Origin of the sequence: Streptomyces ferrugineus, assembly GCF_015160855.1 — a bacterium.
In the GTDB taxonomy this organism is placed as follows: Bacteria; Actinomycetota; Actinomycetes; order Streptomycetales; family Streptomycetaceae; genus Streptomyces; species Streptomyces ferrugineus.
Genome location: NZ_CP063373.1, coordinates 1,537,075 through 1,556,193, shown reverse-complemented (window position 1 = coordinate 1,556,193; position 19,119 = coordinate 1,537,075). Strand labels below are relative to the sequence as shown.

General features: G+C 69.3%; 17 protein-coding genes and 1 tRNA gene. 12 read left to right on the top strand and 6 right to left on the bottom strand.

The annotated features are described in order from the left end of the window. The first annotated feature begins 4 nt into the window (after positions 1–4). From IM697_RS07225 to IM697_RS07195, 7 genes are all read left to right on the top strand, one after another. Positions 5–1,165, top strand: coding sequence for an acyl-CoA dehydrogenase family protein (locus IM697_RS07225; RefSeq protein WP_194045785.1), 1,161 nt, complete (start codon positions 5–7; stop codon positions 1,163–1,165). Between the two features lie 133 nt (positions 1,166–1,298). Then, positions 1,299–2,345, top strand: a complete 1,047-nt coding sequence (locus IM697_RS07220) for an ABC transporter substrate-binding protein (protein WP_194045784.1) — start codon at positions 1,299–1,301, stop codon at positions 2,343–2,345. 150 nt (positions 2,346–2,495) lie between these two features. After that, positions 2,496–3,305 carry a siderophore-interacting protein gene (locus IM697_RS07215; protein WP_194045783.1) on the top strand — a complete coding sequence of 270 codons (810 nt, stop codon included), beginning with the start codon at positions 2,496–2,498 and terminating at the stop codon, positions 3,303–3,305. A gap of 109 nt (positions 3,306–3,414) precedes the next feature. Next, on the top strand, positions 3,415–4,857 hold the full coding sequence (desA, locus tag IM697_RS07210; protein ID WP_194045782.1) for a lysine decarboxylase DesA: 1,443 nt from the start codon (positions 3,415–3,417) through the stop codon (positions 4,855–4,857). Further along, positions 4,841–6,142 (top strand): lysine N(6)-hydroxylase/L-ornithine N(5)-oxygenase family protein, encoded by a 1,302-nt coding sequence (locus IM697_RS07205; protein WP_194045781.1) that lies wholly within the window; start codon positions 4,841–4,843, stop codon positions 6,140–6,142. Before desA ends, IM697_RS07205 begins: the two co-directional genes overlap by 17 nt. Continuing rightward, the gene (locus IM697_RS07200; RefSeq protein ID WP_194045780.1) at positions 6,139–6,669 is read left to right on the top strand and encodes a GNAT family N-acetyltransferase; all 531 of its coding nucleotides are present in this window, start codon (positions 6,139–6,141) and stop codon (positions 6,667–6,669) included. Before IM697_RS07205 ends, IM697_RS07200 begins: the two co-directional genes overlap by 4 nt. Further along, on the top strand, positions 6,666–8,435 hold the full coding sequence (locus tag IM697_RS07195) for an IucA/IucC family protein (RefSeq protein WP_194045778.1): 1,770 nt from the start codon (positions 6,666–6,668) through the stop codon (positions 8,433–8,435). The genes IM697_RS07200 and IM697_RS07195 overlap by 4 nt, the downstream gene beginning before the upstream one ends. Positions 8,436–8,511: 76 nt before the next feature. Here the strand turns inward: IM697_RS07195 and IM697_RS07190 are convergent, their stop codons facing one another. Further along, the gene (locus tag IM697_RS07190; RefSeq protein ID WP_228044543.1) at positions 8,512–10,098 is read right to left on the bottom strand and encodes a beta-N-acetylhexosaminidase; all 1,587 of its coding nucleotides are present in this window, start codon (positions 10,096–10,098) and stop codon (positions 8,512–8,514) included. Between the two features lie 97 nt (positions 10,099–10,195). Between IM697_RS07190 and IM697_RS07185 the strand changes: the two genes are divergently transcribed. From IM697_RS07185 to glmS, 3 genes are all read left to right on the top strand, one after another. Continuing rightward, positions 10,196–11,050, top strand: a complete 855-nt coding sequence (locus IM697_RS07185; protein ID WP_194045774.1) for a DUF4429 domain-containing protein — start codon at positions 10,196–10,198, stop codon at positions 11,048–11,050. A 75-nt stretch (positions 11,051–11,125) separates the two neighbouring features. Continuing rightward, a complete protein-coding gene (locus tag IM697_RS07180) occupies positions 11,126–11,383 on the top strand; it encodes a hypothetical protein (RefSeq protein ID WP_194045772.1) in 258 nt (85 codons plus the stop codon). 12 nt (positions 11,384–11,395) lie between these two features. Next, positions 11,396–13,213 (top strand): glutamine--fructose-6-phosphate transaminase (isomerizing), encoded by a 1,818-nt coding sequence (gene glmS, locus IM697_RS07175; RefSeq protein ID WP_194045770.1) that lies wholly within the window; start codon positions 11,396–11,398, stop codon positions 13,211–13,213. Between the two features lie 210 nt (positions 13,214–13,423). On the opposite strand, the gene IM697_RS07170 is transcribed toward glmS, so the two are convergent. The 4 genes from IM697_RS07170 to IM697_RS07155 all read right to left on the bottom strand — a co-directional run bounded on the left by IM697_RS07170 (position 13,424) and on the right by IM697_RS07155 (position 16,291). Continuing rightward, positions 13,424–13,496, bottom strand: a tRNA-His gene (locus IM697_RS07170). 117 nt (positions 13,497–13,613) lie between these two features. After that, positions 13,614–14,216 carry an oligoribonuclease gene (gene orn / locus IM697_RS07165; RefSeq protein WP_194045768.1) on the bottom strand — a complete coding sequence of 201 codons (603 nt, stop codon included), beginning with the start codon at positions 14,214–14,216 and terminating at the stop codon, positions 13,614–13,616. Between the two features lie 156 nt (positions 14,217–14,372). After that, positions 14,373–15,596 (bottom strand): helix-turn-helix domain-containing protein, encoded by a 1,224-nt coding sequence (locus IM697_RS07160; RefSeq protein ID WP_194045766.1) that lies wholly within the window; start codon positions 15,594–15,596, stop codon positions 14,373–14,375. A 377-nt stretch (positions 15,597–15,973) separates the two neighbouring features. Then, positions 15,974–16,291 (bottom strand): hypothetical protein, encoded by a 318-nt coding sequence (locus IM697_RS07155; protein ID WP_194045764.1) that lies wholly within the window; start codon positions 16,289–16,291, stop codon positions 15,974–15,976. 362 nt (positions 16,292–16,653) lie between these two features. Between IM697_RS07155 and IM697_RS07150 the strand changes: the two genes are divergently transcribed. Together IM697_RS07150 and IM697_RS07145 are read left to right on the top strand one after the other, a co-directional pair. Then, positions 16,654–17,181 (top strand): universal stress protein, encoded by a 528-nt coding sequence (locus IM697_RS07150; RefSeq protein ID WP_194045762.1) that lies wholly within the window; start codon positions 16,654–16,656, stop codon positions 17,179–17,181. A 150-nt stretch (positions 17,182–17,331) separates the two neighbouring features. Then, positions 17,332–17,898 (top strand): GPR1/FUN34/YaaH family transporter, encoded by a 567-nt coding sequence (locus IM697_RS07145; RefSeq protein ID WP_194045760.1) that lies wholly within the window; start codon positions 17,332–17,334, stop codon positions 17,896–17,898. A gap of 183 nt (positions 17,899–18,081) precedes the next feature. Here IM697_RS07145 and IM697_RS07140 read toward each other — a convergent pair whose 3' ends face one another. Then, on the bottom strand, positions 18,082–19,116 hold the full coding sequence (locus IM697_RS07140) for a sulfotransferase family protein (protein WP_194045758.1): 1,035 nt from the start codon (positions 19,114–19,116) through the stop codon (positions 18,082–18,084). Positions 19,117–19,119: the final 3 nt, after the last annotated feature.

Here is a 19,119-nt window from a genome sequence, read left to right as displayed (position 1 = left end):
AGCCATGGACCACCGTCTCTCCCCCGAACTGGAGGAACTCCGCCGTACGGTGGAGGAGTTCGCCCACGACGTCGTGGCGCCGAAGATCGGCGACTTCTACGAGCGTCATGAGTTCCCGTACGAGATCGTGCGGGAGATGGGCCGCATGGGCCTGTTCGGTCTGCCGTTCCCCGAGGAGCACGGCGGCATGGGCGGCGACTATCTGGCGCTGGGCATCGCGCTGGAGGAGCTGGCCCGGGTGGACTCCTCGGTCGCCATCACCCTGGAGGCCGGGGTCTCGCTGGGCGCCATGCCGATCCATCTCTTCGGCACCGAGGAGCAGAAGCGGCGGTGGCTGCCGCGGCTGTGCTCCGGCGAGATACTCGGCGCCTTCGGCCTGACCGAGCCCGACGGCGGCTCGGACGCGGGCGCGACGCGCACGACGGCCCGCCTGGACGCGGAGACCGGTGAGTGGGTGATCAACGGCACCAAGTGCTTCATCACCAACTCCGGTACGGACATCACGGGTCTGGTCACGGTCACGGCGGTGACCGGCCGGGCGCCGGACGGCAAGCCGCTCATCTCCTCGATCATCGTCCCGTCCGGCACCCCGGGCTTCACGGTCGCCGCCCCCTACTCCAAGGTCGGCTGGAACGCCTCCGACACCCGTGAGCTGTCCTTCCAGGACGTCCGGGTCCCGGCGGCCAACCTCCTGGGCGAGGAGGGCCGTGGGTACGCGCAGTTCCTGCGCATCCTGGACGAGGGCCGGATCGCCATCGCGGCGCTGGGGACGGGCCTGGCGCAGGGCTGTGTGGACGAGTCGGTGAAGTACGCCAAGGAACGCCACGCGTTCGGCCGTCCGATCGGCGCCAACCAGGCCATCCAGTTCAAGATCGCCGACATGGAGATGAAGGCCCACACGGCGCGGCTGGCGTGGCGCGACGCGGCCTCCCGGCTGGTGGCCGGGGAGCCCTTCAAGAAGGAGGCGGCGCTGGCGAAGCTGTACTCGTCCACCATCGCGGTGGACAACGCCCGCGACGCGACGCAGATCCACGGCGGCTATGGCTTCATGAACGAGTATCCGGTGGCCCGGATGTGGCGGGACTCCAAGATCCTGGAGATCGGCGAGGGCACCAGCGAAGTCCAACGCATGCTGATTGCAAGGGAGTTGGGGCTCGTGGGCTGAGGGTACGCATCCCACAGGGCAGCCACAGCTTCGATCCCAAGGACCCCCACCCCCTGGACATCAGCTGAGGTTAGGCTAACCTACCTTCGAATTGTCCGGCCGGTGATCCGCCCTGTTCGAAAGCAGCGTAGCCATGCCCAACGCAAGAGCCACCCACCTCACCCGCCGCGGCATCCTCGCCGCGGGCGGCGCCCTCGGCCTCGGGGCCGTGCTCGCAGCCTGCGGGGACGACGACGCGAAAAGCGGTGGCTCGGACGAGGCCACGACGGCTGCCAAGTCCGGCCCCTGGACGTTCAAGGACGACCGCGGCACCACCGTGAAGCTCGACAAGGTCCCGACGAAGATCGTCGCCTTCGTCGGGGTCGCGGCCGCCCTGTACGACTACGGCATCGAGGTCAAGGGCGTCTTCGGCCCGACCAAGACCCAGGACGGCAAGGCCGACGTCCAGGCCGGCGACATGGACGTCAGCAAGCTGACCGTCTTCGGCAACGTCTGGGACCAGTTCAACGTCGAGCAGTACGCGGCGTTCACCCCCGAGGTCCTCATCTCCACGACCTTCGACAGCGCCGGCACCCTCTGGTACGTCCCCGAGGCGTCCAAGGACAAGATCGCCAAGCTCGCCCCGAGCGCCGCGATCTCCGTCTACGACCGCCAGCTGACCCAGCCGCTGCAGCGGATGTGGGAGCTGGCCGAGTCCCTCGGCGCGGACATGAAGGCCGACAAGGCCGCCCAGTCCAAGAAGGAGTTCGAGGCGGCCGCGGAGCGGCTGCGCAAGGCGGCGAAGTCCCGTCCCGAGATCAAGGTGATGGCCGGTTCCGCCAGCCAGGACATCTTCTACGTCTCCGGCACCAACCTCTCCATCGACCTGGAGTACTTCAAGGCCCTCGGCGTGAACTTCGTGGAGCCGCCGGAGAGCGCCAAGAAGGAGGGTGGCGGCTGGTTCGAGTCGCTGAGCTGGGAGAACGTCGACAAGTACCCGGCCGACATCATCATGATGGACGACCGGTCCTCGACGATCCAGCCGGCGGACATCACCGAGGCGACGTGGAAGAAGCTGCCGGCGGTGAAGGCCGGACAGGTCATCGCGCGGTCGCCCGAGCCGATTCTGTCCTACGACAAGTGCACGCCGCTGCTGACCAGTCTTGCCGAGGCCATCGAGAAGGCCAAGAAGGTCGCCTAGGCGCTCCGCCGGGAGAGCCGCTTCAGCGCCGTAGGCCCACCGCACCGTGGTGAACCGCGCGTCCGTCGTGGCTGGTCGCGCCCACGCGGCGGAGCCGCATGTCGGATGCAGCCCCGCGCCCCTTTGGGGCGCGTCACCTCAGGAGCACATATGACGACCGCCGTAGCCGCCCCGTTCCGTTTCTTCTCCCTCCAGGTCGTACGGACGAGGCGGCTCGGGCCGTCTCTGGTCCGGGTCACCTTCGGCGGGGAGGATCTGCGGCACTTCTTCTCCGACGGACGCGACCAGAGCCTGTCGCTCTTCCTGCCGCACCCCGGCCAGACCGAGCCCCAGGTGCCCATCGAGCTCGGTGACGGCTGGTGGCAGGGCTGGCGTGAACTCCCGGACGACGTACGGGCCGTGATGCGCTCCTACACGCTCCGCGCCCTGCGCCGGAATCCCGACGAGATCGACATCGACTTCGTCCTGCACACCCCGGCGGGCCCCGCCTCCCACTGGGCCTCCCGCGCCGCCGCCGGGGATCGCGTCCTGCTGCTCGGACCGGCCGTAGCCGACAACCGGGCCATCCGGTTCCGGTCGCCCGAGGACACCGACCTCGTGGTGATCTGGGGCGACGAGACCGCCGTACCGGCCGTCTCCGCCATCCTCGAAACGCTGCCGGCCGGCACCCGTGCCCGGGTGTGGCTGGAGGTGCAGGACGCCGGGGACATCCAGGACCTGGTGACCGAGGCCGACGCCGAGATCACCTGGCTCGTGCGGGAGGACGGGCTCGACGCCATCCGCGCTGCCCAACTCCCGCCCGCCGAGCGCCCGTACGTCTGGATCGCGGGAGAGTCCGGGTGCGTGAAGGCGCTGCGCCGGCACTTCGTCGGCGAACGCGGGATCGACCGGCGCCGGGTCACCTTCGTCGGCTACTGGCGGCACGGAATGACCGAAGAACAGCTGCGCGCGGCCGAGTAATCACCCCTGGGACCGGAGTGATCACAGTCACGGCCGAGGCTGCCCTGAATCTGCGTTACTTAGGTTAGGCTAACCTAAGTTGAGAGCTCCCCATCGGAGGACACCCCACATGCGCTCGCACCTGCTCAATGACACGACCGCGGAGCGGTACCGCAGCTCCGTGACCGAAGGTATCGAGCGGGTGGCCGCCAAACTCGCCGCCACCGACCGTCCGTTCACCGGCGTCACGGTCGACGCCCTGGCCCCCACCATCGACGCGATCGACCTCGACAAGCCGCTGCTGGACACCGCCGCGGTCCTCGACGAGCTGGAGGACGTCTACCTCAGGGACGCGATCTACTTCCACCACCCCCGCTATCTCGCCCACCTCAACTGCCCGGTCGTCATCCCGGCCGTGCTCGGCGAGGCGGTCCTGTCCGCCGTCAACTCCTCCCTGGACACCTGGGACCAGTCGGCCGGCGGCACCCTGATCGAGCGCAAGCTCATCGACTGGACGACGGACCGAATAGGGCTGGGCGAGAACGCCGACGGCGTCTTCACCTCGGGCGGCACGCAGTCCAACCTCCAGGCGCTGCTGCTGGCCCGCGAGGAGGCCAAGACCGACTCACTCGCCAAACTGCGCGTCTTCGCCTCCGAGGTCAGCCACTTCAGCGTGAAGAAGTCGGCGAAACTGCTCGGCCTCGGCCAGGACTCCGTGATCTCCGTCCCCGTCGACCACGACAAGCGGATGCAGACCGTCGCGCTCGCCCATGAGCTGGAGCGCTGCCGCAGGGACGGCCTGATCCCGATGGCCGTCGTCGCCACCGCGGGCACCACCGACTTCGGCTCCATCGACCCGCTGCCCGAGATCGCCGAGCTGTGCGAGCAGTTCGGCGCCTGGATGCACGTCGACGCCGCCTACGGCTGCGGGCTGCTGGCCTCCCTGAAGTACCGGGACCGCATCGAGGGCATCGAACGCGCCGACTCGGTCACCGTCGACTACCACAAGTCCTTCTTCCAGCCGGTGAGTTCCTCCGCCGTGCTGGTCCGCGACGCCTCCACCCTGCGCCACGCCACCTACCACGCGGAGTACCTCAACCCGCGCCGCATGGTCACCGAGCGCATCCCCAACCAGGTCGACAAGTCCCTGCAGACCACCCGCCGGTTCGACGCCCTCAAGCTGTGGATGACCCTGCGCGTGATGGGCGCCGACGGCATCGGGCAGCTCTTCGACGAGGTCTGCGACCTGGCGGTGGAGGGCTGGCGGCTGCTGGCCGCCGACCCCCGCTACGACGTGGTCGTCGAGCCCACCCTCTCCACCCTCGTCTTCCGCTACATCCCGGCCGCCGTCACCGACCCGGCCGAGATCGACCGCGCCAACCTGTACGCCCGCAAGGCCCTGTTCGCCTCCGGCGACGCGGTGGTCGCGGGCACCAAGGTCGGCGGTCGCCACTATCTGAAGTTCACCCTGCTCAACCCCGAGACGACGACCGAAGACATCGCCGCCGTCCTCGACCTGATCGCCGGCCACGCCGAGCAGTACCTGGGAGAGTCCCTTGACCGCGCGTCCTGAAAACCCGGCCCCTTTTCCCGCGACTCATGACTTCGTGGGGATCGGGCTCGGCCCGTTCAACCTCGGCCTCGCCTGCCTGACCGAGCCGATCGACGAACTCGACGGCGTGTTCCTGGAGTCGAAGCCGGACTTCGAGTGGCACGCGGGCATGTTCCTGGACGGCGCCCACCTCCAGACGCCGTTCATGTCGGACCTGGTCACCCTGGCCGACCCGACCTCGCCGTACTCCTTCCTGAACTACCTGAAGGAGAAGGGCCGGCTGTACTCGTTCTACATCCGCGAGAACTTCTACCCGCTGCGGGTCGAGTACGACGACTACTGCCGCTGGGCCGCGAACCAGCTGAGCAGCGTCCGCTTCAATACGACGGTGACGGAGGTGACGTACGACCAAGGGGCCGAGGTCTACGTCGTGACGACCGCCGCCGGTGACGTCTACCGCGCCCGTCACCTGGTCCTCGGCACGGGCACGACCCCGTTCGTCCCGGCGGCGTGCGAGGACCTCGGCGGCGACCTCTTCCACAACGCGCAGTACATGCACCGCAAGCCCGAGCTGCAGCGGAAGAAGTCGATCACGATCGTCGGCAGCGGTCAGAGCGCCGCGGAGATCTACTACGAGCTGCTCGCCGAGATCGACGTCCACGGCTACCAGCTCAACTGGGTCACCCGCTCCCCGCGGTTCTTCCCGCTGGAGTACACCAAGCTGACGCTGGAGATGACGTCCCCGGACTACATCGACTACTTCCGCGCGCTGCCCGAGGAGACCCGCTACCGGCTGGAGAAGCAGCAGAAGGGCCTGTTCAAGGGCATCAACTCGGAACTGATCGACTCGATCTTCGACCTGCTGTACCAGAAGAACGTCACCAGCGGCGGCCGCCCGGTCCCCACCCGCCTGCTCACCAACTCCTCGCTGCACAGCGCGGCCTACGAGGACGGGCAGTACACGCTGGGCTTCCGCCAGGACGAGCAGGGCAAGGACTTCGAGATCCACACCGAGGGCCTGGTCCTGGCCACCGGCTACCACTACGAGCCCCCGGCGTTCCTCGCCGGGATCCGCGACCGCCTCCGCTTCGACGGCCACGGCCGCTTCGACGTCGACCGCAACTACTCCATCGACACCACCGGCCGCGGCGTATTCCTGCAGAACGCCGGCGTCCACACCCACAGCATCACCAGCCCCGACCTGGGCATGGGCCCGTACCGGAACGCGTCCATCATCCGCGAGCTGCTCGGCACCGAGTACTACCCGGTCGAGAAGACGATCGCGTTCCAGGAGTTCGCCGTATGACCTTCACTTTCCGCCCCCTCGACCCACTCCAGGACGCCGAGCTGCTGCACAGGTGGGTCACCCACCCCAAGGCGGCCTTCTGGATGATGCAGGACGCAAGCCTGGTCGACATCGAGCGCGCCTACATGGAGATCGCGGCAGACGAGCACCACCACGCGCTGCTCGGACTCCAGGACGGCGAACCGGCCTTCCTGATGGAGTACTACGACCCCGCCCACCGCGAACTGGTCGGCCTGTACGAGCCGCAACCGGGCGACATCGGCATGCACTTCCTGACGCCGCCCACCGACAAGCCCGTCCGTGGCTTCACCCGGTCCGTCATCACCGCCGTGATGGCGTATCTCTTCGAGGACCCCGCGGTGCAGCGCGTCGTCGTCGAGCCGGACGTGGCCAACAAGGCCGTACACGCACTGAACGAGGCCGTGGGTTTCGTGCCCGAGCGCGAGATCCAGAAGCCGGAGAAGAAGGCGCTGCTCAGTTTCTGCACGCGCGAGCAGTTCTTCGCCGCCCGAGGAGTAGCCGTATGACCCTGTCCGACGCCGTAGCGCATCTGTCCCCCCACCGCTGGGCGCGGGCCAACCGCCTCCTGATCCGCAAGGCGCTCGCCGAGTTCGCGCACGAGCGGCTGATCACCCCTGAACAGGACGGCGATCAGTACGTCGTCCGCAGCGACGACGGGCTGACCCGGTACACCTTCACGGCCGTGCGCCGCGCCCTCGACCACTGGCAGATCGACGCCGACTCGATCACCCGCCACCGTGACGGGACCGAACTCCCGCTCGCCGCCCTGGACTTCTTCATCGAGCTGCAGAAGTCCCTGGGCCTGAGCGACGAGGTCCTGCCGGTCTACCTGGAGGAGATCTCCTCCACCCTCTCCGGCACCTGCTACAAGCTGGCCAAGCCGCAGATCCCGGTCGCCGAGCTGGCGAAGAGCGGCTTCCAGGCCATCGAGACCGGCATGACCGAGGGCCACCCCTGCTTCGTCGCCAACAACGGCCGGCTCGGCTTCGGCGTCCACGAGTACCTGTCGTACGCCCCCGAGACCGCGAGCCCGGTCCGCCTCGTCTGGCTCGCGGCCCACCGCTCGCGCGCCGCGTTCACGGCGGGTGTCGGCATCGAGTACGAGGCCTTCGTACGCGACGAGCTGGGCGCGGAGACCGTCGAGCGCTTCCACGGCGTCCTGCGCGAGAAGGACCTCGACCCGGCCGACTACCTCCTCATCCCCGTCCACCCCTGGCAGTGGTGGAACAAGCTCACCGTCACCTTCGCCGCCGAGGTCGCCCGGCAGCACCTGGTCTGCCTGGGCGAGGGCGACGACGAGTACCTGGCCCAGCAGTCCATCCGGACCTTCTTCAACACCTCCAGCCCCGAGAAGCACTACGTCAAGACGGCCCTGTCCGTCCTCAACATGGGCTTCATGCGCGGACTGTCGGCCGCCTACATGGAGGCGACCCCGGCCATCAACGACTGGCTGGCCCAGCTCATCGACAACGACCCGGTGCTGCGGGAGACCGGCCTGTCGATCATCCGTGAGCGCGCCGCCGTCGGCTACCGGCACCTGGAGTACGAGGCCGCGACGGACCGCTACTCGCCGTACCGCAAGATGCTGGCGGCCCTGTGGCGCGAGAGCCCGGTGTCACGGCTGAGGGAGGGTGAGTCGCTGGCCACCATGGCCTCCCTCGTCCACGTCGACCACGAGGGCGCGTCGTTCGCGGGCGCGCTGATCGAGCAGTCGGGACTGCCGCCGGAGGAGTGGCTGCGCCGCTACCTGCGGGCGTACTTCACGCCCCTCCTGCACAGCTTCTACGCCTACGACCTGGTGTTCATGCCGCACGGCGAGAACGTCATCCTGGTCCTGAAGGACGGCGTCGTGGAGCGCGCGATCTACAAGGACATCGCCGAGGAGATCGCGGTGATGGACGTGGACGCGGTGCTGCCGCCGACGGTCGAGCGGCTGCGCGTGGACGTGCCCGAGGAGAAGAAGCTCCTGTCCATCTTCACGGACGTCTTCGACTGCTTCTTCCGCTTCCTCGCCGCGAACCTCGCCGCCGAGGGGATCCTGGAGGAGGACGACTTCTGGCGCACGGTCGCCGAGGTCACCCGGGACTACCAGCGCTCGGTGCCCGAACTCGCCGACAAGTTCCGGCAGTACGACATGTTCGCCCCCGAGTTCGCGCTGTCCTGCCTCAACCGCCTCCAGCTGCGTGACAACAAGCAGATGGTGGACCTGGCGGACCCGGCGGGCGCCCTCCAGCTGGTGGGCAACCTGAAGAACCCCATCGCGGGGCTGTAGCAACGGCCCCATCAGACGGGCGGGCACCTCGGAGTACGGTCCTCCGGGGTGCCCGTCAGCCTTTGTGCAGCGGCTCTCACGCAGTCGTCGGCCAGGGAACCTGCGGCGACCGGTAGTACCCGATCCCCAGCGCGTCCCACCGCGGACCCTGCGCGGCGAGCCGCACCCGGTAGCCCTCCCAGTCGTGCGTGGACGCCGGCGACCAGCCGAGCTCCGCCGCACCGGCCAGCCTCGGGAAGGCCATGTACTCGATGTCGGCGGTCTTCGCGATCGTCTCCGTCCACAGCGGAGCCTCGACACCCCGGATCGCCGAAGCGGGCGCACCGGGAAGGTAGGCGCCCGGATCCCAGTCGTACGACCGCTTCACCTCCACCAGGCCCGCCCAGTCCAGGCCCAGCGGGGTGTCGGCCGTGTACTTCATGTCGAGGTAGATCCGGTCGGCGGGCGAGAGGACGATTCCCGTCCCGTTCTGCGCGGCCTTCACCACCTGCGCCTTCTCCTCGGCACTCGTACTGTCCAGCCCCCAGTACTGCGCCAGCGCCCCCTTGGCCGGCGTCGCCCCGGTGAGCTGATGCCAGCCGATCACCGTCTTGCCGTACTTGGCGACGACGGGCTGCACCCGCTCCATGAACTTCACATAGTCCTCGTGGCTGGTGGAGTGCGCCTCGTCACCGCCGATGTGCAGGTACTCGCCCGGCGTCAGCGCGGCCAGCTCCCGGATCACGTCGTCCACGAAGTCGTACGTGATGTCCTTGCCGACGCACAGCGAGCTGAAGCCGACCTCGGTGCCGGTGTAGAGCGGGGGTGCCACTCCGTCGCAGTTCAGCTCGGCGTACGAGGCGAGCGCCGCGTTCGTGTGGCCGGGCATGTCGATCTCGGGGACGACCTCCAGATGGCGGGAGGCGGCGTATCGGACGATCTCCTTGTAGTCGGCCTTGGTGTAGTGGCCGCCGGGGCCGCCGCCGACCTGGGTGGAGCCGCCGTAGGTCGCCAGGCGCGGCCAGGAGTCGATGGCGATGCGCCAGCCCTGGTCGTCGCTGAGGTGCAGATGCAGCTTGTTGATCTTGTACAGGGCGAGCTGGTCGATGTAGCGCTTGACCTGGTCGACGGTGAAGAAGTGCCGGGAGACGTCGAGCATCGCGCCGCGCCAGCCGTAGCGCGGGGTGTCCTTGATCGTGCCGCCCGCGACCAGCCAGGGGCCGGGCTGCACGGAGTCCTTCTCGACGGCCGCGGGGAGGAGCTGGCGCAGCGTCTGGACGCCGTGGAAGAGGCCGGCGGGCTGGGCGGCGGTGATGGTGACGCCCTTGCGGCCGCTGTCGAGGCGGTAGCCCTCGGCGCCGAAGGGTCCCTTGGCGAGGCGCAGTTGGATGCCTCCGGCGCCGTGGGCGGTGACGGGGAGGCGGTAGCCGGTGGAGGGGCGGAGGATGTGCGCGAGGTACTCGCCCACACGGCGGGTCTCGCGGGAGTCGTCGACGTGGATCCGGGTGGAGGGGGTGATCCGGTAGGGGGATCCACCGGGGCTGACCGAGGCGGGCGCGGGGACCACCCGGTCGAGCGGGCCGGGCGATTCCGCCTGTGCGGGGGCGGCCCCCGTCACCGAGGCGCCGATCGCCACCAGCAGCAGGGAACCGAGAAGGCGAAACGTTCTGTGGTGCTGTCTCACACAGCCGTGTCTCACAAGCGTGTCCCTTCCATGAGCCAGGGGGAGCTCCAAGAGGTCTGGACCACTCTCTCGCGAGACTGATGGAACAATCCACCCCATGGCGGAAATCATCCAGAAGGACGGTACGTGGGTCTTCGACGGCGACGCACTCCGGCTGACTCCCGGCCGGGACAAGAACGTGAGCCTGTTCCGCAAGACACTGGGTGAACTGGTCGTCCCCCTGGGCGCGTTGGCGAGCGTCTCCTTCGAGCAGGGCAAGAAGGCCGGGCGGCTCAGGCTCCGCCTGCGCGACGGCGCCGACCCGCTGCTGCACGCCACCGGCGGCCGGCTCACCGAGCCCCACGACCCGTACCAGCTCATCGTGGAGTCCGACCGCTACGGCGTCGCCGAGTACTTCGTGGACGAGGTCCGCAACGCCCTGCTCCTCGACCAGGTGCCCGCCGACCCGGTCGACGGGTATCTGCTGCCGGGCCCCTCGGTACCGCTGTCGGTCTCCGCCGGGGACGCCACCGCCAGCTTCGACGGGGAGCACCTCCGCCTGGAGTGGAACTGGAAGACGGAGGACGCCAAGGCCGCCGCCGGCACCCGCTCCCTGGCCCTCGCCGACATCTCGGGGGTGGAGTGGCATCCGGCGGCCGGCCTGGAGAACGGCTACCTCCGCTTCACCGTCAAGAACGCCTCCACCAAGGCCCCGCCCAAGTACGACCCCAACGCCGTGGAGCTGTGGGGCTTCAAGAAGGACCCGCTGATGGCCCTGGTCGCGGCGGCGGTCCAGGCCCGCCTCCCGCACCCGGCCACTCCGACGCCCGCGAGCGAGCCGCAGGACGACCCGGAGCAGGACCACGACGCCCTGCTGCGCCGGCTGCGTGAACTCGGCGACCTCCATCGCACCGGCGTGCTGACGGACGAGGAGTTCACCATGGCCAAGCAGGCGATACTCAAGAGAATGTAAGGCTCCGAGCCCACACCTGCCCGGAATCGGGCAGGATTCTTGCGAAAGCGCCGCCCGTACTCCAGGATCTACCGGGTGCACGACGAACTTGTCGATCATCTGACGCGGTCCTCGCCCCTCAACCGGGGCGAGGCGCTTCGTGTGATCCAGGACGTGCTCGCCTACTTCGACGAGACGACCGAGGACTACGTCCGTCGCCGCCATCGCGAGCTGCAGGCCCAGGGCCTGGTGAACGCGGCGATCTTCGAACGGATCGAGGCGGACCTCAAATACCGGGCGGTGGCACCGCCGGAGCTCACGCTCAGGCAGCTGCGCCGCATCGTCTACGGCTAGGAATACCTGTATATGTGCGGAATCGTCGGATACATCGGGAAGCGTGATGTGGCTCCGCTGCTCCTGGAGGGCCTGCAGCGGCTGGAGTACCGCGGCTACGACTCGGCGGGCATCGCCGTGACCTCCCCGAAGACGGCCGGTCTGAAGACCGTCAAGGCCAAGGGCCGGGTCCGCGACCTGGAGGCCAAGGTGCCGGCCCGCTTCAAGGGCACGACCGGCATCGCCCACACCCGCTGGGCCACCCACGGCGCCCCCTCCGACGTGAACGCCCATCCGCACCTGGACGCCGAGGGCAAGGTCGCCGTCGTCCACAACGGCATCATCGACAACGCCGCCGACCTGCGCCGCAAGCTGGAGGCGGACGGCGTCGAGTTCCTCTCCGAGACCGACACCGAGGTCCTCGTCCACCTCATCTCCCGCGCGCAGGCGGAGAAGCTGGAGGACAAGGTCCGCGAGACGCTCCGGCTGATCGAGGGCACGTACGGCATCGCCGTGCTGCACGCCGACTTCCCGGACCGCATCGTGGTCGCCCGCAACGGCTCCCCGGTCGTCCTGGGGATCGGCGAGAAGGAGATGTTCGTAGCCTCGGACATCGCCGCCCTGGTCGCCCACACCCGGCAGATAGTGACGCTGGACGACGGCGAGATGGCCACCCTCAAGGCCGACGACTTCCGCACCTACACGACGGAGGGCACCCGCACCACGGCCGAGCCCACCACCGTCGAGTGGGAGGCCGCCTCCTACGACATGGGCGGCCACGACACCTATATGCACAAGGAGATCCACGAGCAGGCCGACGCCGTGGACCGCGTGCTGCGCGGCCGCATCGACGACCGCTTCTCCACCGTGCACCTCGGCGGCCTCAACCTGGACGCCCGTGAGGCCCGCCAGATCCGCCGTGTGAAGATCCTCGGCTGCGGCACCTCGTACCACGCGGGCCTGATCGGCGCCCAGATGATCGAGGAGCTGGCCCGCATCCCCGCGGACGCCGAGCCGGCCTCGGAGTTCCGCTACCGCAACGCGGTCGTCGACCCCGACACCCTCTACATCGCCGTCTCCCAGTCCGGTGAGACGTACGACGTCCTCGCCGCCGTACAGGAGCTGAAGCGCAAGGGCGCCCGGGTGCTGGGCGTGGTGAACGTGGTCGGCTCCGCGATCGCCCGCGAGGCCGACGGCGGCATCTACGTCCACGCGGGCCCCGAGGTCTGCGTCGTCTCGACGAAGTGCTTCACGAACACCACGGTCGCCTTCGCGCTGCTCGCCCTGCACCTCGGCCGCACCCGCGACCTGTCCGTCCGCGACGGCAAGCGCATCATCGAGGGCCTGCGCAAGCTGCCGGGGCAGATCGCCTCGGTGATGGAGCAGGAGGCGGAGATCGAGAAGCTGGCCCAGCAGTACGCCGAGGCCCGCTCGATGCTCTTCATCGGCCGCGTCCGGGGCTACCCGGTCGCCCGCGAGGCCTCCCTCAAGCTGAAGGAGGTCTCCTACATCCACGCCGAGGCCTACCCGGCCTCCGAGCTCAAGCACGGCCCGCTGGCCCTGATCGAGCCGGCCCTCCCGACGGTCGCGATCGTCCCCGACGACGACCTGCTGGAGAAGAACCGTGCCGCCATGGAGGAGATCAAGGCCCGCAGCGGCAAGATCCTCGCGGTGGCCCACCAGCACGAGGAGAAGGCGGACCAGACGATCGTGGTCCCGAAGAACGAGGACGAGCTCGACCCCATCCTGATGGGCATCCCGCTCCAACTCCTCGCCTACCACACGGCGTTGGCCCTGGGCCGGGACATCGACAAGCCGCGGAACCTCGCGAAGTCGGTGACGGTGGAGTAGTCGACTCGAAGGGCGGGGCCGCATCAAGGTGCGGCCCCGCAGCCGTCTGCGGCCCCCTCAGCACCGCAGCCCCCGCCACCACGGCCTCTCCCACGGTGTGCCGACCACCCACGCGATCTCGGCGTGGTGGCCCCCGGTGACCGTGGCCTGGACCCTCCGGAAACGCCTCAGCCGGTGACTTCGTCCTGAAGTCACCGGCTGAGTGGTGAGGGTGAGTGACGGGACTCGAACCCGCGGCATCCTGGACCACAACCAGGTGCTCTACCAGCTGAGCTACACCCACCATGCCCGGTTGTTGACTTCAGTGGAGTCCCCGACCGGCCGAGAAAAAGTGTACAGGGTCCGAAGGGGTGCTCGCGCACAGCTTTTGCGGCGCCCCTGGGTGACCCCCCGCACATGCCTACTGAGCAGGCAGAACGTGCTTCGCGGCGATCGACTTCGCGGTGTCGGAGTCCGGGCCCGGCTGGGGCACGAAGATGCACTCGCGGTAGTAGCGCAGTTCGGCGATGGACTCGCGGATGTCGGCGAGGGCGCGGTGGTTGCCGTTCTTCTCGGGGCTGTTGAAGTAGGCCCGCGGATACCAGCGGCGCGCCAGCTCCTTGATCGAGGAGACATCGACGATCCGGTAGTGGAGGTAGTCCTCCAGCGTCGGCATGTCGCGCAGCAGGAAGCCGCGGTCGGTGCCGACGGAGTTGCCGCACAGCGGCGCCTTGCCGGGTTCTTTGACGTGTTCGCGGACGTAGGCGAGGACCTGCTCCTCGGCGTCCTCGAGCGTCGTGCCGCCGGCGAGTTCGGCCAGCAGCCCGGACGCGGTGTGCATCTGACGCACCACCTCCGGCATCGTCTCCAGCGCCGTCTCCGGCGGGCGGATGACGATGTCCACGCCCTCGCCGAGGACGTTCAGCTCGGAGTCGGTGACGAGGGCGGCAACCTCGATGAGCGCGTCGTCGGACAGCGAGAGGCCGGTCATCTCGCAGTCGATCCACACCATGCGATCGTTCATGCGAACACCCTACGGCTGAGGTCCGCTTTTGGGGGTGCCCGGTGTCGCAGGCGGCGTACCAGGGGGCTGCCGCCCCCTGGACCCCCGCCATCGGCCCTTCGGGCCTCGTCCTCAAACGCCGGACGGGCTGACATGCGCCCGCCCGGCGTCAGAAGGTCATGCTCCGCTGCGCTGGCTTGGCAGGGTCGCCCGGCCTCCGACGTACAGCTCGCGCCCGTTGTCCGAGGGCGGGCCCACGGGTGCCGGGGTGCGGCGGGTCTGCAGCGGGACCGGGCCGCCCTCCGGGTACGGGGTGGGCGGTGGACCCTGCGGCGCCGGGCCCTGACCGACGGCCGCCTCCGGATCCGCCGGCTTGTCGCCCTGCGGGCGCCGGGCCCGGTACGCCGCCCGGTACGCGGCCGGCGACGAGCCGAGCTGGCGCCGGAAGTGCCCGCGCAGCGCCACCGGCGAACGGAAGCCGCAGCGGCCCGCGACCTCGTCCACCGAGTAGTCGGACGTCTCCAGCAGCCGCTGCGCCTGCAGCACCCGCTGGGTGATCAGCCACTGCAGCGGGGCGCTGCCCGTCAGCGAGCGGAAGCGGCGGTCGAAGGTGCGGCGGCTCATGTACGCGCGTGCCGCCAGCGTCTCAACGTCGAACTGCTCGTGCAGATGCTCCAGCGCCCAGGCGACGACCTCCGCGAGCGGGTCGGCGCCGATCTCCTCTGGTAAAGAGCGGTCCAGGTAGCGTTCCTGGCCTCCGCTTCGGCGCGGCGGTACGACAAGGCGCCTCGCCAGCGCGCCCGCCGCCTCGTTGCCGTGGTCGGTCCGCACGATGTGGAGGCAGAGGTCGATGCCGGCTGCCGTACCGGCCGACGTCAGCACATCGCCGTCGTCCACGAACAGCTCTCTTGGATCCACGTGCACCGACGGATAGCGCTTGGCCAGCGTCGGTGCGTACATCCAGTGTGTCGTCGCGGGACGGCCGTCCAGCAGGCCCGCCGCGGCGAGGACGAAGGCGCCGGTGCACAGCCCGACGATGCGGGCGCCTTCCTCGTGCGCCCGGCGCAGTGCGTCGAGCGCCTCCTCCGGTGGCGGCGAGGTGATCGAACGCCAGGCCGGCACGACGACCGTGCCCGCCCGGGAGATCGCCTCCAGGCCATGCGGTGCCGAGAGTTCCAGGCCCCCTGTGGTCCGCAGTGGGCCTTCCTCGCCGCCGCACACCAACAGGCGGTAGCGCGGTACGCCGGCGTCCTGGCGGTCTATCCCGAACACCGACAGCGGTATGGAACTCTCGAAGATGGGGCCGCCGCTGAACAGCAGCACCGCGACGATCTCCTTGCGGCGTCGCCCGGAAAGCTTCCGGGCCGCGGTTTCCGGCGCGGCAGTGGAGTCGTGGCTCATACTGCTAAGCCCCCCTCGGTGGTCGCGGCTCCTCGGTTGTGTCGCTCCTGCACGTTTCCCCTCGGTCCTGCACGAGTCCCCCGCCGTAGACAGTCAAGATCGAATCTACTGTGTCGCGCCGCGCCTCAGTGGCCGGTTCGACACTCGGCACATTGTCGACTTGGCAACTTGGCGTGAAGCATTCGATCACGAAGCGTTGCACTCACGGGCCGTGCAGGGAAGTGCGCCTTGTCGCAGTGGCCAATCCACGTAGGGTGCACAGCCCCCTTGAGGCCCTTTCCGTGCAGGTGGAACGGGGGTTGGGGGGTGTTCTGGGCGGGGGATGCAGGCACGCCAGAAGTTGGCTGAAAACCAGCGTGCCCGTGCGCGGAAACCGGTCAGCCGACCGGTGTATTTCCCCCAGTGTGACGTCCGCCTCTATGGGCCCCGGTTCCCGTCCGGTGATGGCGTCCGCGACGACGCGGTGACGGACCGTGCCGCTCCTCCTGCCGCAGCCGTGTCGCGCCGCGCTCCGACTGGCGCAGCAGCACCCGGCAGACGGCCGTCACGGCCGCGAGACCGAGGGCGGTGCCGGTGGCTCCGGCGAGCGAGGTGCCGTACCAGAGGAGGACCACGGGGACCAGGACGCAGCTGAAGGCCGCCCAGCGGACCACGTCGGTGGCGCTGTCCTCGGAGGGGGTGTGGGGTCCGGACATGTGGGTGCGTGCTCCTGGGCTCCCTGGACGGCGGATCGTGGTGATCAACGCGGGTCGGGGCGGTCGGTCACTGCCCCGCGGCGGGTCCGCCGGTGGACGCGCGTGGATCCTGTGCAAACCGCCTGTACACCGCAGCAACCATTGCGTTACGGGCGTCCCCTCGTGCATGCTCCCTGGAACCCGCACCGCCCGTGAGCGGGTATCTGGGCTAAGGAGGCGTGCCGCCGTACCCTTGGGGTATGGGGTTGGGAAGACCATTCCCGGACACAGCTCCGCCGCAAGCTCCGCTGCACACCGCCGCATCCATCAGCGAGCTCCGCTCGCGGGCCCGCCCATACAAGGATCAATACGCCGAGACAACCATGGCCGGTCACGAATTCTTCGAACCAGCGGACCGCAAGCGGCCCGTCGCCGACCCCACGGCGGCCGAGCCCCTGGCGGCGGAAGACTCACGCCATTCCTGCGATCCCGCTTTCAAGCACGGCGTCGTCGTCGGCTTCGACGGCTCCACCTCCAGCGAGCGCGCCCTGGCGTACGCCATCGGCATGGCCCATCGCTCCGGGTCGGGCCTGATCATCGTCCATGTCGCCAACCGGCTGCCCACCACGGTGTGGGCCGGCTGCGAGCCGCCGGTCTTCGTCGATGTGCCGGACCACCGCACCGAGGTGCTCGGCCTCGAGCTGGCGTGCGCCGACTATCTGGCCGAGGTGCCCTGGATCCTCGTCGAGCGCGGCGGCGACATCTGCCATGAACTCGAAGAGGTCGGACAGGAGTACGAGGCGGACGCGATCGTCGTCGGCTCCACCCAGGGCATCGTCGGGCGGATCTTCGGGTCCGTCGCGGGGCGGCTCGCCAAGCGGGCCAAGCGTCCCGTCGTTGTCATTCCGTAACTCGCCGTTGTCCCAGGTGAGATGAGCCGTTCGAGACGGCGCCCCCCTTTCTGCAGTGCGTGAACCTACTGGCGCGTAGAGGTGTTTGTGCCCTTGTGAAGGGCATATATCGCACACCGCACAACTGCACATGCATGAAGGGAGCCCGCCGTGGCCAACGACGTCTCTGCGGGAAGCGGAATCACCTCCGTGGTCGGCCGACTCGCCCTCGGTGTCACCCTGTTGGCCTTCGGGCTGGGGTACACCGATGTCATCGACGGCGTGTCAGCCGCTGACGCCGTATCAATCGCCCAGTACGTGGGCGGCATCGCCCTCTTCGTCGCCGGTCTGATGGCCTTCCGCGACCGCGACGGCGCGAACGGGACCGCCTTCGTGGCGCTCGGAGCGCTCTGGTTCACCTGGGCCGTCGCGGCCGACAGCCAGGTGTCCGCCAATGCCGCGGGGCTCTTCCTGCTGCTGTTCGCCCTGGTGGCGCTGTCCCTGACCCTCGCCGGTGGCGACCAGCTCGGCCAGGGCATGCACGGGCTGTTCTTCGTCGGCCTGCTGCTGATGGCGATCGCCAACTTCGCCGACAACGACGGACTCACCAAGGTGGGCGGCTGGTTCGCCGTGGCGGCGGGCGCGGTGGCCTGGTACTCCGCGACCGCGGCCCTGGCCCACTGGCCGACCGCACTTCCTCGACGCGCCGCCGGCCGGGGAGTGACGGCCACCGGTTAGCCGCGCAGGCCGGGGGGTTGGGCGGCTCCCCGGCGATGAGAACGGACCCCCCGTGACAGGTGGCATCACGTGGGGGTCCGTACTTGTTGGTCGGCCTGTGCGGGTCGTGGGGGCTGGTCGCGCCCGCGCGGCGGAGCCGCAAATCGATACAGCCCCGCGCCCCTTGAGGGCGTTGCTCGGCCGTCACCCGATCGGTCGCCCTTCCAAGGCTCGGGCGCCCGGCGCGCAGCTCTCCCTCAGGTCGGCGAACTCCCCTGCCGGCAACCTGCTCGCGGAGCCGCGGCGGCTGTGGTCGAGCAGGGCCGACGCGGTGCTCAGCCACCGCGGTTGGGGGTCCACCCCGATGAACTCGGCCAAGCGGGTGAGTTCTTCCGCCGGCCTGTCGAGGAGGTCCTCGTAGGCGAGCGTGGTGCGCCGGTCGGCGGGCAGTCCGGCGAGGAACTCGGCGCCCTCGGTGACCAGTTCGGACCACAGCGCGCCGAACCTGCGCGGTGACAGGTCGCGGTCGCGTACGAGGGCCGGGTCGAAGCGGTCGTCGAGCAGCGGTGCGAGGTCCGGGGGCAGGGCGCGTACGTGCTCCTCGGTCAGGTCGCCGAAACTCTGGACGCCGGCCCGCTCCTTGATCTCGCGCAGCAGCGTGATCGCGCGGTAGCCGGGGTGCCGGCTCATGGACAGGGCGCAGTCCGGCCCGTCCCTGAACATGTGCACGAACCTCGCCTCCGGGAACGTCTCCCGCAGCCCCGCTGCCCAGCCGGTCGAGTAGCCGGAGCGCTCCACGACGGCGGTCCTTGAGAACCGCCCGCACAGCAGGTCGAACAACGCCCGGTGGTGCTCGGCGGCGGTGCGCTCGGGCCACTGGACCACGGCCGCGCCGAGGGCGTCGAGAAGCCCGTCCGGGTCGTCGGTGAGGTGCGGCAGCACCATCAGGGAGAGCGCGGGGATGCCGGTGGTCTGCGCCGAGTACCTGCCGGGGCGACGGGTGTAGAGGAACTCCGGCAGCGGCAGCCCACTGCGGATCATCCGCTCGAAGTGCGGGGCGGGCCGAAAGAGCGTCTGCCAGAACTCCTCACCGGTCACCTTCCCCTCGGGGAAGGCGGCGTCGCCCACGGAGGCCATGTACTCGTTGAGGCTCAGCACATCCGGATGGGCGTTGAGGATGCGCGACAACGCGGTCGAACCGCTGCGTCCCGTACCGATGACGAAGGTCAAGGAACGCATGGG